20 protein-coding genes are annotated in these 21,815 nt (G+C 72.0%); 19 read left to right on the top strand and 1 reads right to left on the bottom strand.

The features are described 5' to 3' along the window. The first annotated feature begins 6 nt into the window (after positions 1-6). The 13 genes from ACZ7MY_RS20275 (at position 7) to nusB (ending at position 12,827) form a co-directional block, all read left to right on the top strand. Positions 7-429, top strand: a complete 423-nt coding sequence (locus ACZ7MY_RS20275) for a DUF948 domain-containing protein (protein ID WP_499603359.1) — start codon at positions 7-9, stop codon at positions 427-429. A 5-nt stretch (positions 430-434) separates the two neighbouring features. Beyond that, entirely contained in the window at positions 435-725 is a 291-nt protein-coding gene (locus ACZ7MY_RS20270; protein ID WP_499603358.1) for a DUF6167 family protein, read from the top strand. Next, a complete protein-coding gene (gene alaS, locus ACZ7MY_RS20265) occupies positions 725-3,394 on the top strand; it encodes an alanine--tRNA ligase (RefSeq protein ID WP_499603357.1) in 2,670 nt (889 codons plus the stop codon). Before ACZ7MY_RS20270 ends, alaS begins: the two co-directional genes overlap by 1 nt. An 8-nt stretch (positions 3,395-3,402) precedes the next feature. Then, positions 3,403-3,867, top strand: coding sequence for a Holliday junction resolvase RuvX (gene ruvX / locus ACZ7MY_RS20260; protein WP_499603356.1), 465 nt, complete (start codon positions 3,403-3,405; stop codon positions 3,865-3,867). Positions 3,868-4,002: 135 nt separating this feature from the next. Beyond that, a complete protein-coding gene (gene mltG, locus ACZ7MY_RS20255) occupies positions 4,003-5,760 on the top strand; it encodes an endolytic transglycosylase MltG (RefSeq protein WP_499603355.1) in 1,758 nt (585 codons plus the stop codon). A gap of 192 nt (positions 5,761-5,952) precedes the next feature. Further along, positions 5,953-6,786: a shikimate dehydrogenase gene (locus tag ACZ7MY_RS20250; RefSeq protein ID WP_499603354.1), complete on the top strand. Its 834-nt coding sequence runs from the start codon at positions 5,953-5,955 to the stop codon at positions 6,784-6,786. Positions 6,787-6,926: 140 nt separating this feature from the next. Next, complete coding sequence (gene aroC, locus ACZ7MY_RS20245) at positions 6,927-8,111, top strand: chorismate synthase (protein ID WP_499603353.1); 1,185 nt, start codon at positions 6,927-6,929, stop codon at positions 8,109-8,111. Then, entirely contained in the window at positions 8,108-8,623 is a 516-nt protein-coding gene (locus tag ACZ7MY_RS20240) for a shikimate kinase (protein ID WP_499603352.1), read from the top strand. The genes aroC and ACZ7MY_RS20240 overlap by 4 nt, the downstream gene beginning before the upstream one ends. Continuing rightward, the gene (aroB, locus tag ACZ7MY_RS20235) at positions 8,620-9,723 is read left to right on the top strand and encodes a 3-dehydroquinate synthase (RefSeq protein WP_499603351.1); all 1,104 of its coding nucleotides are present in this window, start codon (positions 8,620-8,622) and stop codon (positions 9,721-9,723) included. The genes ACZ7MY_RS20240 and aroB overlap by 4 nt, the downstream gene beginning before the upstream one ends. A gap of 133 nt (positions 9,724-9,856) precedes the next feature. After that, positions 9,857-10,606, top strand: a complete 750-nt coding sequence (locus ACZ7MY_RS20230) for an AAA family ATPase (protein ID WP_499603350.1) — start codon at positions 9,857-9,859, stop codon at positions 10,604-10,606. A 57-nt stretch (positions 10,607-10,663) separates the two neighbouring features. Then, positions 10,664-11,773 carry a M24 family metallopeptidase gene (locus ACZ7MY_RS20225; protein WP_499603349.1) on the top strand — a complete coding sequence of 370 codons (1,110 nt, stop codon included), beginning with the start codon at positions 10,664-10,666 and terminating at the stop codon, positions 11,771-11,773. Between the two features lie 56 nt (positions 11,774-11,829). Beyond that, positions 11,830-12,396: an elongation factor P gene (gene efp, locus ACZ7MY_RS20220; protein WP_499603348.1), complete on the top strand. Its 567-nt coding sequence runs from the start codon at positions 11,830-11,832 to the stop codon at positions 12,394-12,396. 2 nt (positions 12,397-12,398) lie between these two features. Next, positions 12,399-12,827: a transcription antitermination factor NusB gene (gene nusB, locus ACZ7MY_RS20215; protein WP_499603347.1), complete on the top strand. Its 429-nt coding sequence runs from the start codon at positions 12,399-12,401 to the stop codon at positions 12,825-12,827. Positions 12,828-13,018: 191 nt separating this feature from the next. Here the strand turns inward: nusB and bldD are convergent, their stop codons facing one another. Beyond that, positions 13,019-13,519, bottom strand: coding sequence for a transcriptional regulator BldD (gene bldD, locus ACZ7MY_RS20210; protein ID WP_018564185.1), 501 nt, complete (start codon positions 13,517-13,519; stop codon positions 13,019-13,021). A 298-nt stretch (positions 13,520-13,817) separates the two neighbouring features. Here bldD and pyrR point away from each other — a divergent pair, with 298 nt between their 5' ends. From pyrR to carB, 6 genes are all read left to right on the top strand, one after another. Continuing rightward, positions 13,818-14,390, top strand: coding sequence for a bifunctional pyr operon transcriptional regulator/uracil phosphoribosyltransferase PyrR (gene pyrR / locus ACZ7MY_RS20205; RefSeq protein WP_499603346.1), 573 nt, complete (start codon positions 13,818-13,820; stop codon positions 14,388-14,390). 124 nt (positions 14,391-14,514) lie between these two features. After that, on the top strand, positions 14,515-15,498 hold the full coding sequence (locus ACZ7MY_RS20200) for an aspartate carbamoyltransferase catalytic subunit (protein WP_499603345.1): 984 nt from the start codon (positions 14,515-14,517) through the stop codon (positions 15,496-15,498). After that, a complete protein-coding gene (locus ACZ7MY_RS20195) occupies positions 15,495-16,793 on the top strand; it encodes a dihydroorotase (protein ID WP_499603344.1) in 1,299 nt (432 codons plus the stop codon). Before ACZ7MY_RS20200 ends, ACZ7MY_RS20195 begins: the two co-directional genes overlap by 4 nt. After that, positions 16,790-17,362, top strand: a complete 573-nt coding sequence (locus tag ACZ7MY_RS20190; RefSeq protein ID WP_499603343.1) for a PH-like domain-containing protein — start codon at positions 16,790-16,792, stop codon at positions 17,360-17,362. The genes ACZ7MY_RS20195 and ACZ7MY_RS20190 overlap by 4 nt, the downstream gene beginning before the upstream one ends. Beyond that, entirely contained in the window at positions 17,359-18,498 is a 1,140-nt protein-coding gene (gene carA, locus ACZ7MY_RS20185) for a glutamine-hydrolyzing carbamoyl-phosphate synthase small subunit (RefSeq protein WP_499603342.1), read from the top strand. The genes ACZ7MY_RS20190 and carA overlap by 4 nt, the downstream gene beginning before the upstream one ends. Then, a complete protein-coding gene (carB, locus tag ACZ7MY_RS20180) occupies positions 18,491-21,802 on the top strand; it encodes a carbamoyl-phosphate synthase large subunit (protein WP_499603341.1) in 3,312 nt (1,103 codons plus the stop codon). Before carA ends, carB begins: the two co-directional genes overlap by 8 nt. Positions 21,803-21,815: the final 13 nt, after the last annotated feature.

The following is a 21,815-nucleotide window of genomic DNA, read 5'->3' as shown; positions in this document are numbered from 1 at the left end:
GGCAACGTGTCCGGTGGAGAGGTGGCCGGCCTCATCGTGGCCGTCTTCTGGGCGATCCTGGTGTCGTTCCTCGCCGTGGCACTCGTACGGCTCGCCCAGGCGCTCCGTCAGGCCACCCGCCTGGTGGCGGAGGTGACCGACCAGGCCGTCCCGCTGCTCGGCGACGCCTCCGCGGCGGTCCGCGAGGCCCACGCCCAGCTGGCCCGCGTGGACACCATCACCTCCGACGTCGCCGAGGTGACCGCCAACGCCTCCGCCCTGTCCACGACCGTCGCCTCCACCTTCGGAGGCCCCCTCGTGAAGGTCGCGGCCTTCGGCTACGGCGTGCGGCGTGCGGTCACCCTCCAGACCAAGGGCGCCGGCAAGAAGCGCACCGTGGTCGTCGGCCGGACGCTCCCGTCCGCCCGCAGCCGTAAACCAAGGGGCTGACCTGCATGTTCCGTCGTGCCTTCTGGTTCACCGCCGGTGCCGCCGCCGGGGTGTGGGCCACCAACAAGGTCCATCGCAAGATCCGCAGCCTGACTCCCGAGAGCCTCGCGGCGAAGGCGGCCGACAAGGCCCTGGAGGCCGGGGACCGGCTGCGCACCTTCGCGCAGGACGTCCGCGCCGGCATGGCCGAGCGCGAGGGCCAGCTCAACGACGCACTGGGCCGTACGGCCCCCGACCTCGACATGCCGGCACCGCGGCCGGCGATCTCGTACCACCACCGGAAGGACGAACACTGATGGAGTCGGCAGAAATCCGCCGCCGCTGGCTGCGTTTCTTCGAGGAGCGCGGGCACACCGTCGTGCCCTCGGCGTCGCTCATCGCCGACGACCCGACGCTCCTTCTGGTGCCCGCGGGCATGGTCCCGTTCAAGCCCTTCTTCCTGGGCGAGGTCAAGCCGCCCTTCCCGCGCGCCACCAGCGTGCAGAAGTGCGTCCGCACGCCCGACATCGAAGAGGTCGGCAAGACCACGCGCCACGGCACCTTCTTCCAGATGTGCGGCAACTTCTCCTTCGGCGACTACTTCAAGGAAGGCGCCATCAAGTTCGCCTGGGAGCTGCTCACCAGCTCCGTGGCGGACGGCGGTTACGGCCTCGACCCCGAGCGGCTGTGGATCACCGTCTACAAGGACGACGACGAGGCCGAGCAGATCTGGCGCGACGTCGTGGGCGTGCCCGCCGAGCGCATCCAGCGCCTGGGCATGAAGGACAACTTCTGGTCCATGGGCGTCCCCGGCCCCTGCGGCCCCTGCTCCGAGATCAACTACGACCGCGGCCCCGAGTTCGGCGTCGAGGGCGGCCCGGCCGTCAACGACGAGCGTTATGTGGAGATCTGGAACCTGGTCTTCATGCAGTACGAGCGCGGGGAGGGCAGCGGCAAGGAGGAGTTCCCGATCCTCGGCGACCTGCCCGCCAAGAACATCGACACCGGTCTCGGTCTCGAGCGCCTCGCCATGATCCTGCAGGACGTGCAGAACATGTACGAGACCGACACCCTGCGGGCCGTCATCGACAAGGCCACCGAACTCACCGGCGTCGCCTACGGTGCCGCCCACGAGTCCGACGTCTCGCTGCGCGTCGTCGCCGACCACATGCGCACCTCCGTCATGCTCATCGGCGACGGCGTCACCCCCGGCAACGAAGGCCGCGGCTACGTGCTGCGCCGCATCATGCGCCGCGCCATCCGCAACATGCGGCTGCTCGGCGCCACGGACGCGGTGGTCGGCGACCTCGTGGACACCGTCATCAAGACGATGGGCCAGCAGTACCCGGAGCTCGTCGAGGACCGCAAGCGCATCGAGACGGTCGCCCTCGCCGAGGAGTCCCGCTTCCTCAAGACGCTGAAGGCCGGCACCAATGTGCTGGACACCGCCGTCACCGAGGCCAAGTCCGCCGGTTCCGGCGTGCTCTCCGGCGACAAGGCCTTCCTGCTCCACGACACCTGGGGCTTCCCGATCGACCTCACCCTCGAAATGGCCGCGGAGCAGGGCCTTTCGGTGGACGAGGACGGCTTCCGCCGCCTGATGAAGGAGCAGCGGGACCGCGCCAAGGCGGACGCCCTGGTGAAGAAGAGCGGCCATGTCGACATGTCGGCGTACCGCTCCATCGCCGACGCGGCCGGCAGCACCCTCTTCACCGGCTACACCGACAACGAGGGCGAGGCCAGCGTCGTCGGCCTGCTGGTCGACGGCGTGCCGTCGCCGGCCGCCAACGAGGGCGACGAGGTCGAGGTCATCCTCGACCGCACCCCCTTCTACGCCGAGGGCGGCGGCCAGCTCGCCGACACCGGCCGCATCCGCACCGACTCCGGCGCCGTCATCGAGGTCCGCGACGTGCAACAGCCCGTGCCGGGCGTCACCGTGCACAAGGGCAGCGTCCAGGTCGGCGAGGTGACGGTCGGCTCCGGCGTTCTCGCCAAGATCGACCTCGGCCGCCGCCGGGCCATCGCCCGCGCCCACAGCGCCACCCACCTCACCCACCAGGCGCTGCGCGACGCCCTCGGCCCCACGGCCGCCCAGGCCGGTTCCGAGAACTCCCCGGGCCGCTTCCGCTTCGACTTCGGCTCGCCGGCCGCCGTGCCGGGCAGCGTCCTGACGGACGTCGAGCAGAAGATCAACGCCGTGCTCGCCCGTGAGCTGGACGTCACGGCCGAGATCATGAGCATCGACGAGGCCAAGAAGGCGGGCGCCATCGCCGAGTTCGGCGAGAAGTACGGCGAGCGGGTGCGCGTCGTGACGATCGGCGACTACTCCAAGGAGCTCTGCGGCGGCACGCACGTCCACAACACCGCCCAGCTGGGTCTGGTGAAGCTGCTCGGCGAGTCCTCGATCGGATCCGGCGTGCGCCGGGTCGAGGCCCTGGTCGGCGTGGACGCGTACAACTTCCTCGCCCGCGAGCACACGGTCGTCGCCCAGCTCCAGCAGCTGGTCAAGGGCCGTCCGGAGGAGCTCCCGGAGAAGATCTCCGGCATGCTCGCCAAGCTCAAGGAGGCCGAGAAGGAGATCGAGCGCTTCCGCGCCGAGAAGGTCCTGCAGGCCGCCGCCGGGCTCGCCGACTCCGCCCAGGACGTCAAGGGCGTGGCCCTGGTCACCGGCCAGGTCCCGGACGGAACCGGCGCCGACGACCTGCGCAAGCTCGTGCTGGACGTCCGCCAGCGGATCGGCGGCGGCCGCGCGGCCGTCGTGGCCCTGTTCGCCGTCGCGGGCGACCGCCCGCTGACCGTCATCGCCACCAACGAGGCGGCGCGTGAGCGCGGCCTGAAGGCCGGCGAGCTGGTCCGTGCCGCCGCCAAGACCCTCGGCGGCGGCGGTGGCGGCAAGCCGGACGTCGCCCAGGGCGGAGGCCAGAACGCGGACGCGGTCGGCGAGGCCGTCGCCGCCGTGCAGCGACTGGTCGCCGAGACGGTCTGAGGCCGGCGATGCGCAGGGGTCGCAGGATCGCGATCGACGTCGGGGACGCCCGCATCGGGGTCGCCTCGTGCGACCCCGACGGGCTGATCGCCACACCCGTCGAGACGGTGCCCGGCCGGGACGTCCCGGCCGCGCGCCGTCGCATCGCGGAGATCGTCGAGGAGTACGAGCCGATCGAGGTGCTGGTCGGCCTGCCCCGCTCGCTCAACGGGCGGGAGGGGCAGGCCGCGGCCAAGGCCCGCGGCTTCGCCCAGGATGTGGCGAAGATCATCTCCCCCGTCCCGGTGCGCCTGGTGGACGAGCGGATGACGACCGTCACGGCGACGCAGGGCCTGCGCGCATCGGGCGTCAAGGCGAAGAAGGGACGTTCCGTCGTCGACCAGGCGGCGGCCGTGGTCATCCTGCAGAGCGCGCTCGAGACCGAACGGGTGTCTGGTAAAGAGCCGGGCGAGAGCGTCGAACCGTTTATCTGATCGCGGTACGGTAACGTTCCGCGCAGCACGGCGGCTCCACTGCTGGATCCGTGGGTGCCGACGGACCGGGACCGTCCCGCCCGCGCCATCAGCGCCGGCCTGCTGCCGCCTCGCGAACCGAACCGTAGGGGATCGATGACTGACTATGGCCGGAGCCCTGGCTCCGAAGCATGGCACCCCGAAGACCCTCTCTTCGGCGACCAGTGGGCACAGCAGCAGCATTCCGAGCAACAACAGCACCAGCAGCAACAGCAGTATTCCCAGTACCAGCAGCAGCAACCCCAGCATCAGCAGCAAGCCCAGCACCAACAGCACCAGCAGAACCCGCAGTACCAGCAGCAGGCCGGCTGGGACCCCTACGGCAACACCGGTCAGCAGCAGCAGTACCCGTACGACCCCCAACAGCAGCAGTACGACTCCTGGGGCGCCCCGGCGGGCTACGGCCACGACGGTTACGGCGGCCAGCAGCAGCCCGACTTCTACGGGCAGGGCGGTTACCCGCCCCCGCAGCGGCCCGACCAGCGCTACCCGGAACAGCAGCCCCAGTACCAGCAGCAGCCGCAGCAACAACAGCCGCCGCAGCAGCAACAGCCACAGCATTTGCAGCAGCCGCAGCAGCCGCAGCAGCGCCCCCAGCGCTCCCGTCCCGCCGAGCAGGACGCCCCGCTCTGGGACGACGAGGCGGGTGCCGCCGACGACCACTCCTTCTTCTCCGGCGCGGACGACGACGAGGACGACGAGCCGCAGCCCGCCCGCAGCGAGCGGCGCGGCCGCTCGGGCAAGGGCGGCAGCGCCGGGAAGGCCGGGAAGGGCGGCAAGAAGCGCCGCTCGGGCATGGCGTGCCTGGTCGTGCTGGTCGTCCTCGGCGGTGGCGTCGCCGGCATCGGCTGGTTCGGCTACCGCTACTACCAGAGCAACTTCGGCCCGCCGCCGGACTTCGCGGGCAAGGGCAGCGGCGAGGTCCAGGTCGAGATCCCGCAGGGCGCGACCGGCATCCAGATCGGCAACATCCTCAAGAAGGCCGGCGTGGTCAAGAGCGTCGACGCCTTCACCGCCGCCGTCAGCAAGGACCCGGAGGGCAACTCCATCCAGGCGGGCGTCTACGTCCTGCACAAGGAGATGGCCGCGTCCAGCGCCGTCACGATGATGCTCGACCCGAAGTCGCAGAACGTCCTGGTCATCGCCGAGGGCCTGCGCGACGTGCAGATCTACGCGATCGTCGACGCCAAGCTGGGGCTCGACAAGGGCACCACCGCCAAGGTCGCCAAGGACCAGGCCGGCAAGCTCGGGCTGCCCGACTGGGCGAACGACAGCGACGACATCAAGGATCCGCTGGAGGGCTTCCTCTGGCCGACCCGGTACAGCGTCGGCAAGGACACCAAGCCCGTCGACCTGCTGCGCAGCATGGTCGCCAACTCCAAGAAGCAGTACGCCAAGTACGACGTCGAGGCGAAGGCCGAGAAGCTGGGGCTGGAGTCGCCGCTGCAGGTCGTCACCCTGGCCAGCCTGGTGCAGGCCGAGGGCAAGTCCTCCGAGGACTTCCGGAAGATGTCGCGGGTCGTCTACAACCGCCTCAAGACGGACAACACCGAGACCAACGGCAAGCTCGAGTTCGACTCGACGTACAACTACCTGAAGAACCAGAGCGAGATCAACCTCTCGCTCAAGGAGCTCCGCACCTACGACGACCCCTACAACACGTACTACTACCGGGGGCTCCCGCCGGGACCGATCGGCAACCCCGGCGCGAAGGCGCTGGCCGCGGCCATGGACCCCGAACCGGGCAAGTGGTACTACTTCATCTCCCTCGACGGGCACAAGACCGAGTTCACGGAGACGCTCGCCGAGCACGACAAGCTCGCCAGGGAGTTCGACAGGAAGCACAACGGCTGAGACGCCACCACTGAGACGCCGCCACCGGGGCGCCGCCCGGAGAACCTCCCGTGCGGCGCCCCGTGCTGTCCGGCCCCCGGCCGATCTTGAGGCCGTAGACTCGACCGCCGGACGACTCCGGCCCACGAGACCGCCGGACGACACGGAGCCGAGGGGACCAGCCCATGACGAACAGCCCGCGGGGGGACGCGCGTGCCTAGGGCCGCGGTCCTCGGATCGCCGATCGCGCACTCCCTCTCCCCGGTGCTGCACCGCGCCGCCTACGCGGGGCTGGGCCTGGCCGACTGGACGTACGACCGCTACGAGGTCGACGAGGCCGCGCTGCCCGGCTTCCTGGACGGGCTGGCCGGCCTGCCGGGCGGCGGACGCTGGGCAGGGCTGTCGCTGACCATGCCGCTCAAGCGGGCGGTCATCCCGTTGCTGGACGAGGTCAGCGACACCGCCTCCGCCGTCGAGGCCGTCAACACGCTGGTCCTCACCGCGGACGGACGCCGCGTGGGCGAGAACACCGACATCCCGGGGATGGTGGCGGCGCTGCGCGAGCGCGGCGTCGGACGCGTCGGCTCCGCCGCCGTCCTCGGTGCCGGGGCGACCGCCTCCTCCGCGCTGGCCGCGCTGGCGCAGATCTGCGACGGCGAGGTCACCGCGTACGTGCGCGGCGACACCCGCGCCGGCGAGATGCGGCAGTGGGGCGAGCGGCTCGGCGTGGCGGTGCGGACGGCCGCCTGGGAGGACGCCGCCGAGGCGCTTTCGGCGCCTCTGGTGATCTCCACGACGCCGGCCGGCACCGCCGACGCGCTGGCCGCCGCCGTCCCGGAGCGGCCCGGCACCCTCTTCGACGTGCTGTACGACCCCTGGCCCACCGCCCTGGCGTCCGCCTGGGCGGGCCGCGGGGGGTCCGTCGTCGGGGGGCTGGACCTGCTGGTGCACCAGGCGGTGCTGCAGGTGGAGCTGATGACCGGCCGCGGACCGGCCCCGCTGGCGGCCATGCGGGCGGCCGGCGAGGCGGCGCTGCACCGCTCCTGAACGGGCCGAGGTGTCCACGGAGCTGTCCGCCCAGCGGACCGCGCCCCGGCTCCGCCGCCGGACGTGAAAGGATCGGTTTACGCACGGATGGTCCGGTCCGCCTCGCCGCGGCCCGGGCGATGATGAAGGAGCGAGCACCGTTGAGCAGGTTGCGCTGGCTGACCGCGGGGGAGTCGCACGGCCCCGCACTCGTCGCGACGCTGGAGGGTCTGCCCTCCGGCGTGCCGATCACCACCGAGATGGTGGCGGACCACCTCGCGCGGCGGCGGCTCGGCTACGGCCGCGGTGCCCGGATGAAGTTCGAGCAGGACCAGGTCACCTTCCTCGGCGGGGTGCGCCACGGGCTCACCCTCGGCTCCCCGGTCGCGGTCATGGTCGGGAACACCGAGTGGCCCAAGTGGGAGCAGGTCATGGCGGCCGACCCGGTGGACCCCGAGATCCTCGCCGGGCTCGCCCGCAACGCCCCGCTGACCCGTCCGCGCCCCGGCCACGCCGACCTCGCCGGCATGCAGAAGTACGGCTTCGACGAGGCCCGGCCGGTCCTGGAGCGGGCGTCCGCCCGTGAGACCGCCGCGCGGGTCGCGCTCGGCGCCGTGGCCCGCTCCTACCTCAAGGAGACGGCCGGCATCGAGATCGTCTCCCACGTCGTGGAGCTCGCCGCGGCCAAGGCCCCCTACGGCGTGTACCCCACCCCGGCCGACGTCGAGCGGCTCGACGCCGACCCCGTGCGCTGCCTGGACGCCGACGCGAGCAAGCGGATGGTCGCCGAGATCGACCAGGCCCACAAGGACGGCGACACCCTCGGCGGGGTCGTCGAGGTGCTCGCCTACGGCGTGCCCGTCGGCCTCGGCAGCCACGTGCACTGGGACCGCCGGCTGGACGCCCGGCTGGCCGCCGCCCTCATGGGCATCCAGGCCATCAAGGGCGTCGAGGTCGGCGACGGCTTCGAGCTCGCCCGCGTGCCCGGCTCCAAGGCGCACGACGAGATCGTCTCCACCGAGGACGGCATCCGCCGCTCCACCGGCCGCTCCGGCGGCACCGAGGGCGGCCTGAGCACCGGGGAGCTGCTGCGGGTGCGGGCCGCGATGAAGCCCATCGCCACCGTGCCGCGCGCCCTGGCCACCGTGGACGTGACCACCGGCGAGGCCACCGCGGCCCACCACCAGCGCTCCGACGTCTGCGCCGTCCCGGCCGCGGGCATCGTCGCCGAGGCGATGGTGGCCCTGGTGCTGGCCGACGCGGTCGCCGAGAAGTTCGGCGGCGACAGCGTCACCGAGACCCGCCGCAACGTGCGCGGCTACCTCGACAACCTGGTGATCCGATGAGCGGCCCGGTCGTCGTCCTGGTGGGCCCCATGGGGGTCGGCAAGACCACCGTCGGCGAGCTGCTCGCCCAGCGGCTCGGCACCACCTGCCGGGACACCGACGCCGACATCGTCGAGGCCGAGGGCCGGCCGATCGCGGACATCTTCGTCGAGGACGGCGAGGAGCACTTCCGCGCGCTGGAGGCGGCGGCCGTCCGCTCCGCGCTCGCCGAGCACCCGGGCGTGCTCGCGCTCGGCGGCGGCGCGATCCTCGACGCGGACACCCGCGGGCTGCTGGCCGGGCTGCCCGTGGTCTTCCTCGACATGGACGTCGCCGAGGCCGTCAAGCGCGTCGGGCTCGACACCGCCCGCCCGCTGCTCGCCGTCAACCCGCGGCGGCAGTGGCGCGAGCTGATGGACGCCCGCCGCCCGCTGTACACCGAGGTCGCCCGCGCCGTGGTCGGCACGGAGGGCCGGACCCCCGAGGACGTCGCGGACGCCGTCCTGGACGCACTGGAGCTGAAGAACGCATGACGGAGCACGCCGCACACGCCCCCATCCGCATCCGGGTCGGGGGCAGTGAGGGCACCGAGCCGTACGAGGTGCTGGTCGGCCGGCAGCTGCTCGGCGAACTGCCCGGCCTGATCGGCGACAAGGCGGCACGGGTCGCCGTCATCCACCCCGAGGCGCTTGAGGCCACCGGCCAGGCGCTCCGCGAGGACCTGGCGGAACAGGGCTACGAGGCCGTCGCCATCCAGGTGCCCAACGCCGAGGAGGCCAAGACCACCGAGGTCGCGGCCTATTGCTGGCGGGCGCTCGGTCAGTCGGGATTCACCCGTACGGATGTCATCGTCGGTGTCGGCGGCGGTGCCACCACCGACCTCGCCGGGTTCGTCGCCGCGACCTGGCTGCGCGGGGTCCGCTGGGTCGCCGTGCCGACCACCGTGCTCGGCATGGTGGACGCCGCGGTCGGCGGCAAGACCGGCATCAACACCGCCGAGGGCAAGAACCTCGTCGGCGCCTTCCACCCGCCCGCCGGGGTGCTCTGCGACCTCGCGGCGCTGGAGTCGCTGGCGGTCAACGACTACGTCAGCGGTCTCGCCGAGATCATCAAGGCCGGCTTCATCGCCGACCCCGTCATCCTCGACCTGATCGAGCAGGACCCGGCCGCCGCCCGCGGCCCCGGCGGGCCGCACACCGCCGAACTCATCGAGCGCGCCGTCCGCGTCAAGGCCGAGGTGGTCTCCGCCGACCTCAAGGAGTCGGGCCTGCGCGAGATCCTCAACTACGGCCACACCCTCGGCCACGCCATCGAGAAGAACGAGCGCTACAACTGGCGGCACGGCGCGGCCGTCTCCATCGGCATGGTCTTCGCCGCCGAACTCGGCCGCCTCGCGGGCCGGCTGGACGACGCCACCGCCGACCGCCACCGCTCCGTCCTGGAGTCCGTCGGACTCCCGCTGACCTACCGCGGCGACCAGTGGCCCCGGCTGCTGGAGACGATGAAGGTGGACAAGAAGTCCCGCGCCGACCGGCTGCGCTTCATCGTCCTGGACGGCCTCGCCAAGCCGACCGTGCTGGAGGCCCCCGACCCCGGGGTGCTGCTCGCCGCGTACGCGGAGATCTCCAAGTAGCCGGCCCCGTACGCGTTCACCGATTCCGAACGGCCGGGCACCCCTGGGGCTGCCCGGCCGTTCACACAACTGCGGCCGTTGACGGTACCGTTCGGTCGAACCTGAAAGCTCTTGTACGGACGGAGTGGCCTCGATGCAGCATGCCGTGGGTGCGCCGCTGCCACCGCCGCACGGTGGGCAGCAGGCCGGGCAGCCAGGGCCGCCGCCGCAGCCCCCGGGCACCACCGGCCACTTCCCGATGGCCCAGGGAGCCCCCGTACAGCACCCCGTCCAGCCGCCCCCGCAGTCCGCCGGCGGCGGCGACGCCCCGCTCCCGCGCACCACGCACGGCCCCGTCGCGGTCCTGCTGATCGGCGCGGCGGGCGCCGGCAAGACGACCATCGCCCGGCACTGGGCCGACCACCGGGGTGTGCCGACCGCCCACGTCAGCCTGGACGACGTCCGCGAATGGGTCCGCTCCGGCTTCGCCGACCCGCAGTCCGGCTGGAACGACAACTCCGAGGCGCAGTACCGTCTCGCCCGCCGCACCTGCGGTTTCGCGGCCCGCAACTTCCTCGCGAACGGCATCTCCTGCATCATCGACGACGCGGTCTTCCCCGACCGCCCGGTCGTCGGCCTCGGCGGCTGGAAGCGCCACGTGGGCCCCGGCCTGCTGCCCGTCGTCCTCCTCCCCGGCCTCGACATCGTGCTGGCCCGCAACGCCCAGCGCAGCGGGAACCGGCGGCTCACGGACGAGGAGGTCGCCCGCATCCACGGCCGCATGGCCGGCTGGTACGGCTCCGGGCTGCCCATCATCGACAACTCCCACCTCGACGTGGCCGCCGCGGCCGCCGCGCTCGACAGCGTCGTCACCCGCAGCCTCCAGGGCGCGCCCGCCTGGTAGCCGCCACCCGGCAGCTCTCGACAGGCCGAGCGGCGGCACGCGACGTACGCTCGCCACATGTCCGAGGTGCACGCTGCCCGCAGGGAACGCCTCCGGGACCGGTGCGCGGCGGCCGGATCGGCGGCGGCGCTCGTCTCCCGTCCCGCCAACGTCCGCTACCTGACGGGATGCGCCCCGCCGGGGACGGTGCTGCTGGTGGGGCCGGGTCCCGAGGACGTACTGGTCCACCACCGCCATCCCTCCGGAGACCTGGCCGAGGGCCGGCTCCCGGACGACGTGCGGGGTGTCGTCCTGTCCGGCCCCGAGGGCGATCCGGCGGTCACCGCCGCCGCGCTGGCCGCGGACCGCAAGGCGGAGGCCCTGGCGCTGGAGGAGCACCACCTCACCGTGGCGCGGCACCGCGCCGTGGGCGGCGCGGCCCCCGGGGTGCGGCTGTCCGACCTCGGCTCGGCCGTGGAACAGCTCCGGCTGGTCAAGGACGAGCAGGAGATCTCCGCGCTGCGGATCGCCGCCGAGATCGCCGACCAGGCGCTCAGCGAACTCCTGGAGTCGATCCTGGTGGGCCGCACCGAACGGCACCTCGCCCTGGAGCTGGAGCGCCGTCTCATCGACCACGGGGCCGACGGGCCGGCCTTCCCCACCTGCGTGGGCACCGGCCCCCATTCGGGTGCCGCGCGGCACCTGCCCACCGACCGGCGCGTCGAGGAGGGCGACTTCCTCACCGTCTGCCTGGGCGCCTGCTACCGCGGCTACCGCTGCGAGGTGGGGCGCACCTTCGTCATCGGCACCACGCCGGCGGACTGGCAGATCGAGCTGTACGACCTGGTCTTCACCGCCCAGCGGGCCGGCCGGGAGGCCCTCGCGCCCGGCGCGGCCTGCCGTGACGTGGACCACGCGGCGCGCCACGTGCTGGAGTCCGGCGGCCACGGCGAGGCGCTGGGGGAGACCACCGGACACGGGGTCGGACTGGAGATCGGCGAGGACCCTCGGTTGTCCCCCTCGGCCATGGGTAAACTGGACGCTTGCGTGCCGGTCACCGTCGAACCGGGAGTCCACATCCCGGGCCGCGGCGGTGTCCGCATCGACGACACACTCGTCGTGCGTCCACCGACGGACGGCGGGCCCGAGCTACTCACCATCACGACCAAGGAGCTGCTCGCCCTGTAAGAGGGCGGTCCGCGGCTCCGGGTCCCCGAAGCAGCAGTGCAGGAGATTCCGCAACCGTGGCCACCACGAACGACCTCAAGAACGGCCTCGTGCTCAAGCTCGACGGCGGCCAGCTCTGGTCCGTCGTCGAGTTCCAGCACGTCAAGCCCGGCAAGGGCCCCGCCTTCGTCCGTACGAAGCTCAAGAACGTGCTCTCCGGAAAGGTCGTCGACAAGACCTTCAACGCCGGCGTGAAGGTCGAGACGGCCAACGTCGACAAGCGCGGGATGCAGTTCTCCTACAAGGACGGCGAGAGCTTCGTGTTCATGGACATGGACACGTTCGACCAGATCTACATCACCCCCGAGGTCGTCGGCGACGCCGCCCACTTCCTCCTGGAGGGCTTCGAGGCCGTCGTCGCCATGTACGAGGGCGCGCCGCTCTACATCGAGCTCCCGGCCGCCGTCGAGCTGGTCATCGAGTACACCGAGCCCGGCGTCCAGGGCGACCGCTCCACCGGTGGCACCAAGCCCGCCAAGCTGGAGACCGGCTACGAGATCGGCGTCCCGCTCTTCATCACCACCGGTGAGAAGATCAAGGTCGACACCCGCTCGGGTGAGTACCTCGGCCGGGTGACCAGCTAACCGTGGCCGCTCGTAACAAGGCCCGCAAGCGCGCCTTCCAGATCCTCTTCGAGGCGGAGCAGCGGGGTGTCAGCCCCAAGACCGCCATGGCGGACTGGATCAGGCTCGCCCGGACCGACGACCGGCAGCCGCCGGTCAGCGAATACACGATGCAGCTCGTCGAGGGCTACGCCGAACGGGCGCGGCGCATCGACGAACTGCTGTCGAAGCACGCCGTGGGCTGGACCCTGGACCGCATGCCGGTGACCGACCGGAACATCCTGCGGCTCGGCGCCTACGAGCTGATCTGGGAGGACGACGTCCCCGACGCCGTCGTCCTGGACGAGGCCGTGCAACTGGCCAAGGAGTTCTCCACGGACGAGTCGCCCTCGTTCGTCAACGGTCTGCTGGCCCGCCTCAAGGAGCTGAAGCCCTCCCTCCGGGAGGAGTAGGCCCCGTCACGCTCACCGGGCCCGGAACGCAGCGCGTTCCGGGCCCGTGGCGTTTCCCTGGCCTCGGCGGGGGTGGCGCAGCCCGTTCCGGGGCCGGGGCAGTCCGTTCCGGGGCCGGAAACACAACCGCCCCTCGGACGCGGCCTGGCGGCCGTGCCCAAGGGGCGGGACGTTTCTGCTTCCCGAGGGCGTCAGCCCTCCTCGTGCTGCACCGCGCGCCGTGCGTCCGCGTCGAGGACGCCCCAGCTGATCAGCTGCTCGGTCAGGACCGAGGGCGACTGGTCGTAGATGACGGCGAGGGTGCGCAGGTCGTCCTGGCGGATCGACAGCACCTTGCCGTTGTAGTCGCCACGCTGGCTCTGGATGGTGGCGGCGTAGCGCTGCAGCGGACCGGCCTTGTCGGAGGGCACCTGGCTCAGCCGCTCGAGGTCGAGGACGAGCTTCGGCGGCGGCTCGGCGGCGCCGCCGGGCGCGGAACCGGGCAGCAGCTCCTGGACCGGAACGCCGTAGAAGTCGGCGAGCTCGGCGAGGCGCTGCACGGTCACGGCGCGGTCGCCGCGCTCGTAGGAACCGACCACCACGGCCTTCCAGCGGCCCTGGGACTTCTCCTCGACGCCGTGGAGGGAGAGTCCCTGCTGCGTGCGGATGGCGCGGAGCTTTGCTCCGAGCTGCTTGGCGTAATCGCTGGACATATGGCTCCCCGGACGGAAACTCAGTAACTCACTGTGAGGTTACGCAGCGTAATTGGAATCCGTCAAGCCGAATGGTCCACACCGGTCCCCCGGAAGAGCGAGGAATGGCCGGTCACCGGCCTTTCAGCCGGGATCCGCGGTCGATCGTGGTACGGGCGGCCGTCCCGCCCCGAGAGCCGCGCCAGGCGGCCGCCAGGCCCCGCCACGGAGCGCGCCAGGGTGCCTGATACGGTGGAGCCGTACGTTTTGGCGTCCTTTAAGGCCCGTCCCGTGAGGCGGGGAAGGAGGTCCTTTCTCCATGACCACCATCGGTTCCGATCCGGCCCGGTCCGTCCTCGAGGCCCCGGACATCGCGCGGGTCCTCACCCGCATCGCCCACGAGATCGTCGAACGCGCCAAGGGCGCCGACGACGTGGTGCTGCTCGGCATCCCGACCCGCGGGGTCCACCTGGCCCGCAGGCTCGGCGACAAGCTGGACGAGATCACCGGCGGCAAGCTCCCGGTCGGCTCGCTCGACATCACCATGTACCGCGACGACCTGCGGCTGCGTCCGGCGCGCGCCCTCGCCCGCACCGACATCCCGGCCGACGGGGTGGACGGCCGGCTGGTCGTCCTCGTCGACGACGTGCTCTTCTCCGGCCGCACCATCCGCGCCGCCCTCGACGCGCTCGGCGACATCGGCCGCCCCCGCGCCGTGCAGCTGGCCGTCCTCGTCGACCGCGGCCACCGCGAGCTGCCCATCAGGGCCGACTACGTCGGTAAGAACATCCCCACCTCGCTGCGCGAGACCGTCAAGGTCCACCTGACCGAGGAGGACGGGCGCGACTGCGTCCTGCTCGGCGTACGCGACGGCTCCCCGGCGGACGAGTAGCGCCCGCGCCGCCCCGGCTCCCGGGGCAGCGCCCTGCCCGCCCGTCCCCGCCCCCGGCCTGCCCGGGAGACGTGGCGTGCCGCCGCCCAGTCCGCCCCCGCACGCATCCTCCGGAGTGAAACCGATGAAGCGCCACCTGATCTCGGCCGCCGACCTCACCCGCGACGACGCCCTCCTCGTGCTCGACACCGCCGAGGAGATGGCCCGCGTCGCCGACCGGCCCATCAAGAAGCTGCCCACCCTGCGCGGCCGCACGGTCGTCAACCTCTTCTTCGAGGACTCGACCCGCACCCGCATCTCCTTCGAGGCCGCCGCCAAGCGGCTGTCGGCCGACGTCATCAACTTCTCCGCCAAGGGCTCCTCGGTGTCCAAGGGCGAGTCCCTGAAGGACACCGCCCTCACCCTGGAGGCCATGGGCGCCGACGCCGTCGTCATCCGCCACCACATGTCCGGCGCCCCGCACCGGCTGGCGTACTCCGACTGGATCGGCGGCAGCGTCGTCAACGCGGGCGACGGCACCCACGAGCACCCCACGCAGGCGCTGCTGGACGCCTTCACCATGCGCCGCCACCTCTCCGCCCCCGGCCGCGACCTGGCCGGCCGCCGCATCACGATCGTCGGCGACGTGCTGCACAGCAGGGTGGCCCGCTCCAACGTGCTGCTGCTCACCACGCTCGGCGCCGACGTCACCCTGGTGGCGCCGCCCACCCTGCTGCCGATCGGCGTCGAGGACTGGCCCTGCGAGGTCTCCTACGACCTGGACGCGGTGCTCGCCAAGTCCGACGCCGTGATGATGCTGCGCGTCCAGCGCGAGCGCATGAACGCCGCCTTCTTCCCCACCGAGCGCGAGTACTCCCGCCGCTACGGCCTCGACGGCCTGCGCATGGCCGCGCTGCCCGAGCACGCCGTCGTGATGCACCCCGGCCCGATGAACCGCGGCATGGAGATCACCGCCGAGGTCGCCGACTCGCCGCGCTGCACCGCCGTCGAGCAGGTGAAGAACGGCGTCAGCATCCGCATGGCCGTCCTGTACCTGCTGCTCGGCGGCGCCGAGCCCGCCGTCTCCGCCCCCGCCCCCGCCCGCACCGAGGAGAACAACCAAGCATGAGCGCGACCCCGAAGACGCTGATCCGCGGCGCGAGGATCCTCGGCGGCGAGCCGCAGGACGTCCTGATCGACGGCGAGACCATCGCCGAGACCGGCCCGGGCCTGACCGCTCCCGAGGGCGCCACCGTGGTCGAGGCCGCGGGCAAGGTCCTCCTGCCGGGCCTGGTCGACCTCCACACCCACCTGCGCGAGCCCGGCCGTGAGGACTCCGAGACCGTCCTCACCGGCACCCGCTCCGCCGCCGCCGGCGGCTACACCGCCGTCCACGCGATGGCCAACACCTTCCCCGTCGCCGACACCGCCGGCGTTGTCGAGCAGGTCTGGCGGCTCGGCCGCGAGCACGGCTACTGCGACGTCCAGCCGGTCGGCGCCGTCACCGTGGGCCTGGAGGGCAAGAAGCTCGCCGAGCTGGGCGCGATGGCCGACTCCGCCGCCGGTGTGCGGGTCTTCTCCGACGACGGCAAGTGCGTCGACGACGCCGTGATCATGCGCCGCGCCCTGGAGTACGTGAAGGCCTTCGACGGGGTCGTCGCCCAGCACGCCCAGGAGCCCCGGCTCACCGAGGGCGCGCAGATGAACGAGGGCGTCGTCTCCGGCGAGCTGGGCCTGACCGGCTGGCCGGCCGTCGCCGAGGAGTCGATCATCGCCCGCGACGTGCTGCTCGCGGCGCACGTCGGCTCCCGCGTGCACATCTGCCACCTGTCCACGGCCGGCTCCGTGGAGATCGTCCGCTGGGCCAAGTCCAAGGGCTGGGACGTCACCGCCGAGGTCACCCCGCACCACCTGCTCCTCACCGACGAGCTGGTGCGCACCTACAACCCGGTCTACAAGGTGAACCCGCCGCTGCGCACCGAGGCCGACGTCATGGCGCTGCGCGAGGCGCTCGCGGACGGCACGATCGACTGCGTCGCCACCGACCACGCCCCGCACCCGCACGAGGACAAGGACTGCGAGTGGGGCGCGGCGGCCATGGGGATGATCGGCCTGGAGACGGCGCTGTCGGTCGTCCAGCACGCCATGGTGGACACCGGGCTGCTCGACTGGGCCGGCGTCGCCGACCGGATGTCGTTCCGCCCGGCGGCGATCGGCCGCCTCGCCGGCCACGGACGGCCCGTCTCGGCTGGTGAGCCCGCGAACCTCACGCTGGTCGATCCGGCATACCGTGGTGAGGTGAATCCCGCGGGCTTCGCCTCCCGCAGCCGCAACACCCCCTACGAGGGTCTGGAGCTGCCGGGCCAGGTGTTCGCCACGTTCCTGCGGGGCAAGGCGACGGTCATGGACGGGAAGCTCTCGTGACACCTCTGGTACTCATCGCGGCGGAGGGGAAGCACTCCGCCGAGGTCACCGACTGGTCGGCCCGCATCGGCTGGGTCGTCGGGCTGCTGCTCCTCATCGCCCTCGTCTACTGGCTGATGCGCCAGGGCTGGAAGTGGCGCGGCACCCTCCAGAGCGACCTGCCCGACCTCCCCACCGCACCCGAGGAGCCCGGCGAGCCCCGGCCCGCGCTGCTGACGATGAGCGGCCGCTACCACGGCAGCACCACCGCCGGTCAATGGCTGGACCGGATCGTCGCCCACGGGCTGGGCGTGCGCAGCCGGGCCGAGCTCACCCTCACCGACCGGGGGCTGGACGTCCGGCGCACGGGCGCGCCGAGCTTCTTCGTCCCGGCCGCCGCCCTGCGCGGCGCCCGCCTCGACAAGGGGATCGCCGGCAAGGTCCTGACCGAGGGCGGCCTGCTGGTGGTCACCTGGGCGCACGGCGACCGGCTGATCGACTCCGGCTTCCGCTCGGACCACGCAGCCGAGCACGCCGCGTGGGTCGAGGCCCTGAACACCCTTACGCACGACCAGGAAGGCGCACGATGACGACCTCCACCCAGCGGCCCGCGAGGGTCCCTGCCGTACTCGTCCTGGAGGACGGCCGCACCTTCCGCGGCCGCGCCTACGGGGCCGTGGGGGAGACCTTCGGCGAGGCCGTCTTCTCCACCGGCATGACCGGCTACCAGGAGACCCTGACCGACCCCTCGTACCACCGCCAGGTGGTCGTCATGACCGCCCCCCACGTCGGCAACACCGGTGTCAACGACGAGGACCCCGAGTCCTCCCGCATCTGGGTGGCCGGCTACGTCGTCCGCGACCCCGCGCGCGTGCCGTCCAACTGGCGCTCACGCCGCACCCTGGACGAGGAGCTGACCCGCCAGGGCGTCGTCGGCATCAGCGGCATCGACACCCGGGCGCTCACCCGTCACCTGCGCGAGCGCGGCGCCATGCGGGTCGGCATCTTCTCCGGCGACAAGGCGCTGGCCGACGAGGCCGCGCTCCTGGCCGCGGTGCAGGACAGCCCCCAGATGAAGGGCGCCGACCTGTCCGCCGAGGTCGCCACCGACAAGCCGTACGTCGTCCCGGCGATCGGCGAGAAGAAGTTCACCGTCGCCGCGATCGACCTCGGCATCAAGGGGATGACCCCGCAGCGCATGGCCGAGCGCGGCATCGAGGTGCACGTGCTGCCCGCCGGCGCCACCCTCGACGAGGTCTACGCGGTCGGCCCCGACGGCGTCTTCCTCTCCAACGGGCCCGGCGACCCGGCCACCGCGGACCTGACCGTCATCCAGGGCGTCCTGGAGCGGAAGACCCCGCTGTTCGGCATCTGCTTCGGCAACCAGCTGCTCGGCCGCGCCGTCGGCTTCGGCACGTACAAGCTGAAGTACGGCCACCGCGGCATCAACCAGCCGGTGCAGGACCGTTCCACCGGCAAGGTCGAGGTCACCGCCCACAACCACGGCTTCGCCGTGGACGCGCCGCTCGACCAGGTCACCGACACCCCGTACGGCCGGGTCGAGGTCTCCCACGTCTGCCTCAACGACGACGTGGTCGAGGGCCTGCGGCTGCTCGACACCCCCGCCTTCAGCGTCCAGTACCACCCCGAGGCCGCCGCAGGTCCGCACGACGCCGCGTACCTGTTCGACCGCTTCGTGAAGCTCATGGAGGGCCAGCGTGCCTAAGCGCACCGATATCCAGTCCGTCCTGGTCATCGGCTCCGGCCCGATCGTCATCGGCCAGGCCGCCGAGTTCGACTACTCCGGCACCCAGGCCTGCCGCGTCCTGCGCGCCGAGGGCCTGCGGGTGATCCTGGTCAACTCCAACCCGGCCACGATCATGACCGATCCGGAGATCGCCGACGCCACCTATGTGGAGCCGATCACCCCGGAGTTCGTCGAGAAGATCATCGCCAAGGAGCGCCCCGACGCGCTCCTGCCCACCCTCGGCGGCCAGACCGCGCTCAACACCGCGATCTCGCTCCACACCGCGGGCGTCCTCGACAAGTACGGCGTCGAGCTGATCGGCGCCAACGTCGAGGCCATCAACAAGGGCGAGGACCGCGACCTGTTCAAGGACGTCGTCGCGGCCGTCAACGCCAAGATCGGCCACGGCGAGTCCGCCCGCTCGGTCATCTGCCACACCATGGACGAGGTGATCGCCGGCGTCGGCACCCTCGGCGGCTACCCGGTCGTCGTCCGCCCGTCGTTCACCATGGGCGGCGCCGGCTCCGGCTTCGCCCACGACGAGGAGGAACTGCGCCGCATCGCCGGCCAGGGACTCACGCTCTCCCCGACCACCGAGGTGCTCCTGGAGGAGTCCATCCTCGGCTGGAAGGAGTACGAGCTGGAGCTGATGCGCGACAAGCACGACAACGTCGTGGTCGTCTGCTCCATCGAGAACTTCGACCCCATGGGCGTGCACACCGGCGACTCCATCACCGTCGCGCCCGCCATGACGCTGACCGACCGCGAGTACCAGATCCTGCGCGACATCGGCATCGCCGTCATCCGCGAGGTCGGCGTCGACACCGGCGGCTGCAACATCCAGTTCGCGGTCGACCCCGAGGACGGCCGGGTCATCGTCATCGAGATGAACCCGCGCGTCTCCCGCTCCTCGGCGCTCGCCTCCAAGGCGACGGGCTTCCCGATCGCCAAGATCGCCGCCAAGCTCGCCGTCGGGTACACCCTCGACGAGATCCCCAACGACATCACCGAGCAGACCCCGGCCTCCTTCGAGCCGACGCTCGACTACGTCGTCGTGAAGGTGCCGCGCTTCGCCTTCGAGAAGTTCCCGGCCGCCGACGCCACCCTCACCACCACCATGAAGTCGGTCGGCGAGGCCATGGCCATCGGCCGCAACTTCCCCGAGGCGCTGCAGAAGGCGCTGCGTTCCCTGGAGAAGAAGGGCAGCCAGTTCGCCTTCACCGGCGACCCCGGCCACAAGGGCGAGCTGCTGCTCGCCGCCGTACGCCCCACCGACGGCCGGATCAACACCGTCATGCAGGCGATCCGGGCGGGTGCCACCCCGCAGGAGGTCTTCGACGCCACGAAGATCGACCCCTGGTTCGTCGACCAGCTCTTCCTGATCAAGGAGATCGCCGACGAGCTGGCGGCCGCTGACAAGCTCGACCCCGAGCTGCTCGCCGAGGCCAAGCGCTACGGCTTCTCCGACGCCCAGCTCGCCGCGATCCGCGGCCTGCGCGAGGACGTCGTCCGTGAGGTCCGGCACGCGCTGGGCGTACGGCCGGTCTACAAGACGGTCGACACCTGCGCCGCCGAGTTCGCCGCCCGCACCCCGTACTTCTACTCGTCCTACGACGAGGAGAGCGAGGTCGCCCCGCGCGAGAAGGCCGCGGTGATCATTCTGGGATCGGGCCCGAACCGCATCGGCCAGGGCATCGAGTTCGACTACTCGTGCGTGCACGCCTCCTTCGCGCTGAGCGACGCCGGCTACGAGACCGTCATGGTCAACTGCAACCCCGAGACCGTCTCCACCGACTACGACACCTCCGACCGGCTCTACTTCGAGCCGCTCACCCTGGAGGACGTCCTGGAGATCGTGCACGCCGAGCAGCAGGCCGGCCCGGTCGCGGGCGTCGTCGTCCAGCTCGGCGGCCAGACCCCGCTGGGCCTGGCCCAGGCGCTGAAGGACAACGGCGTGCCGGTCGTCGGCACCTCGCCCGAGGCGATCCACCTCGCCGAGGACCGCGGCGCCTTCGGCCGCGTCCTGGACCGGGCGGGCCTGCCCGCCCCCAAGCACGGCACGGCCACCACCTTCGAGGAGGCCAAGGCCATCGCCGACGAGATCGGCTACCCGGTCCTGGTGCGCCCCTCGTACGTGCTCGGCGGCCGCGGCATGGAGATCGTCTACGACGAGACCCGCCTCGCCTCGTACATCGCCGAGTCCACCGAGATCGGCCCGGACCGCCCGGTGCTGGTCGACCGCTTCCTCGACGACGCCATCGAGATCGACGTCGACGCGCTCTACGACGGCCACGAGCTCTACCTGGGCGGCGTCATGGAGCACATCGAGGAGGCCGGCATCCACTCCGGCGACTCCGCGTGCGCCCTGCCCCCGATCACCCTCGGCGGCCACGACATCAAGCGGCTGCGCGCCTCCACCGAGGCGATCGCCAAGGGCGTCGGCGTCCAGGGCCTGATCAACATCCAGTTCGCCCTGGCCGGGGACATCCTCTACGTGCTGGAGGCCAACCCGCGCGCCTCCCGCACCGTCCCCTTCACCTCCAAGGCGACGGCGGTCCCGCTGGCCAAGGCGGCCGCGCGCATCTCGCTCGGCGCCACCATCGCCGAGCTGCGCGCCGAGGGACTGCTCCCGGCGCACGGCGACGGCGGCACCCTGCCCCTGGACGCGCCGATCTCCGTCAAGGAGGCCGTGCTGCCCTGGAGCCGCTTCCGCGACGTGCACGGCCGGGGCGTCGACACCGTCCTCGGCCCGGAGATGCGCTCCACCGGTGAGGTCATGGGCATCGACTCGGTCTTCGGCACGGCGTACGCCAAGTCGCAGGCCGCCGCCTACGGCGCGCTGCCGACCAAGGGACGCGCCTTCGTCTCCGTCGCCAACCGCGACAAGCGCGCGCTGATCTTCCCGGCCCGGGCGCTGGTCGAGCACGGCTTCGAGCTGCTGGCCACCTCGGGCACCGCCGAGGTGCTCAAGCGCAACGGCATCGAGGCCACCGTGGTGCGCAAGAAGAGCGAGGGCACCGGCCCCAACGGCGAGCCGACCATCATCGAGCTCATCCACGAGGGCGCCATCGACCTCATCGTCAACACCCCCTTCGGCACCGGCGGCCGCCTCGACGGCTACGACATCCGCACCGCGGCCGTCGCCCGCGGCGTGCCGTGCCTGACGACGGTGCAGGCGCTCGCCGCCGCCGTCCAGGGCGTCGACGCGCTGAACCGCGGCGACGTCGGGGTCCGCTCCCTGCAGGAACACGCGGAACACCTGACCGCCGCCCGCGAGGCGTAGGCCGAGGAGGGGG

It is taken from the genome of Streptomyces sp. NPDC111520, assembly GCF_055635295.1.
This window is presented reverse-complemented; position numbering and strand designations above follow the sequence as displayed.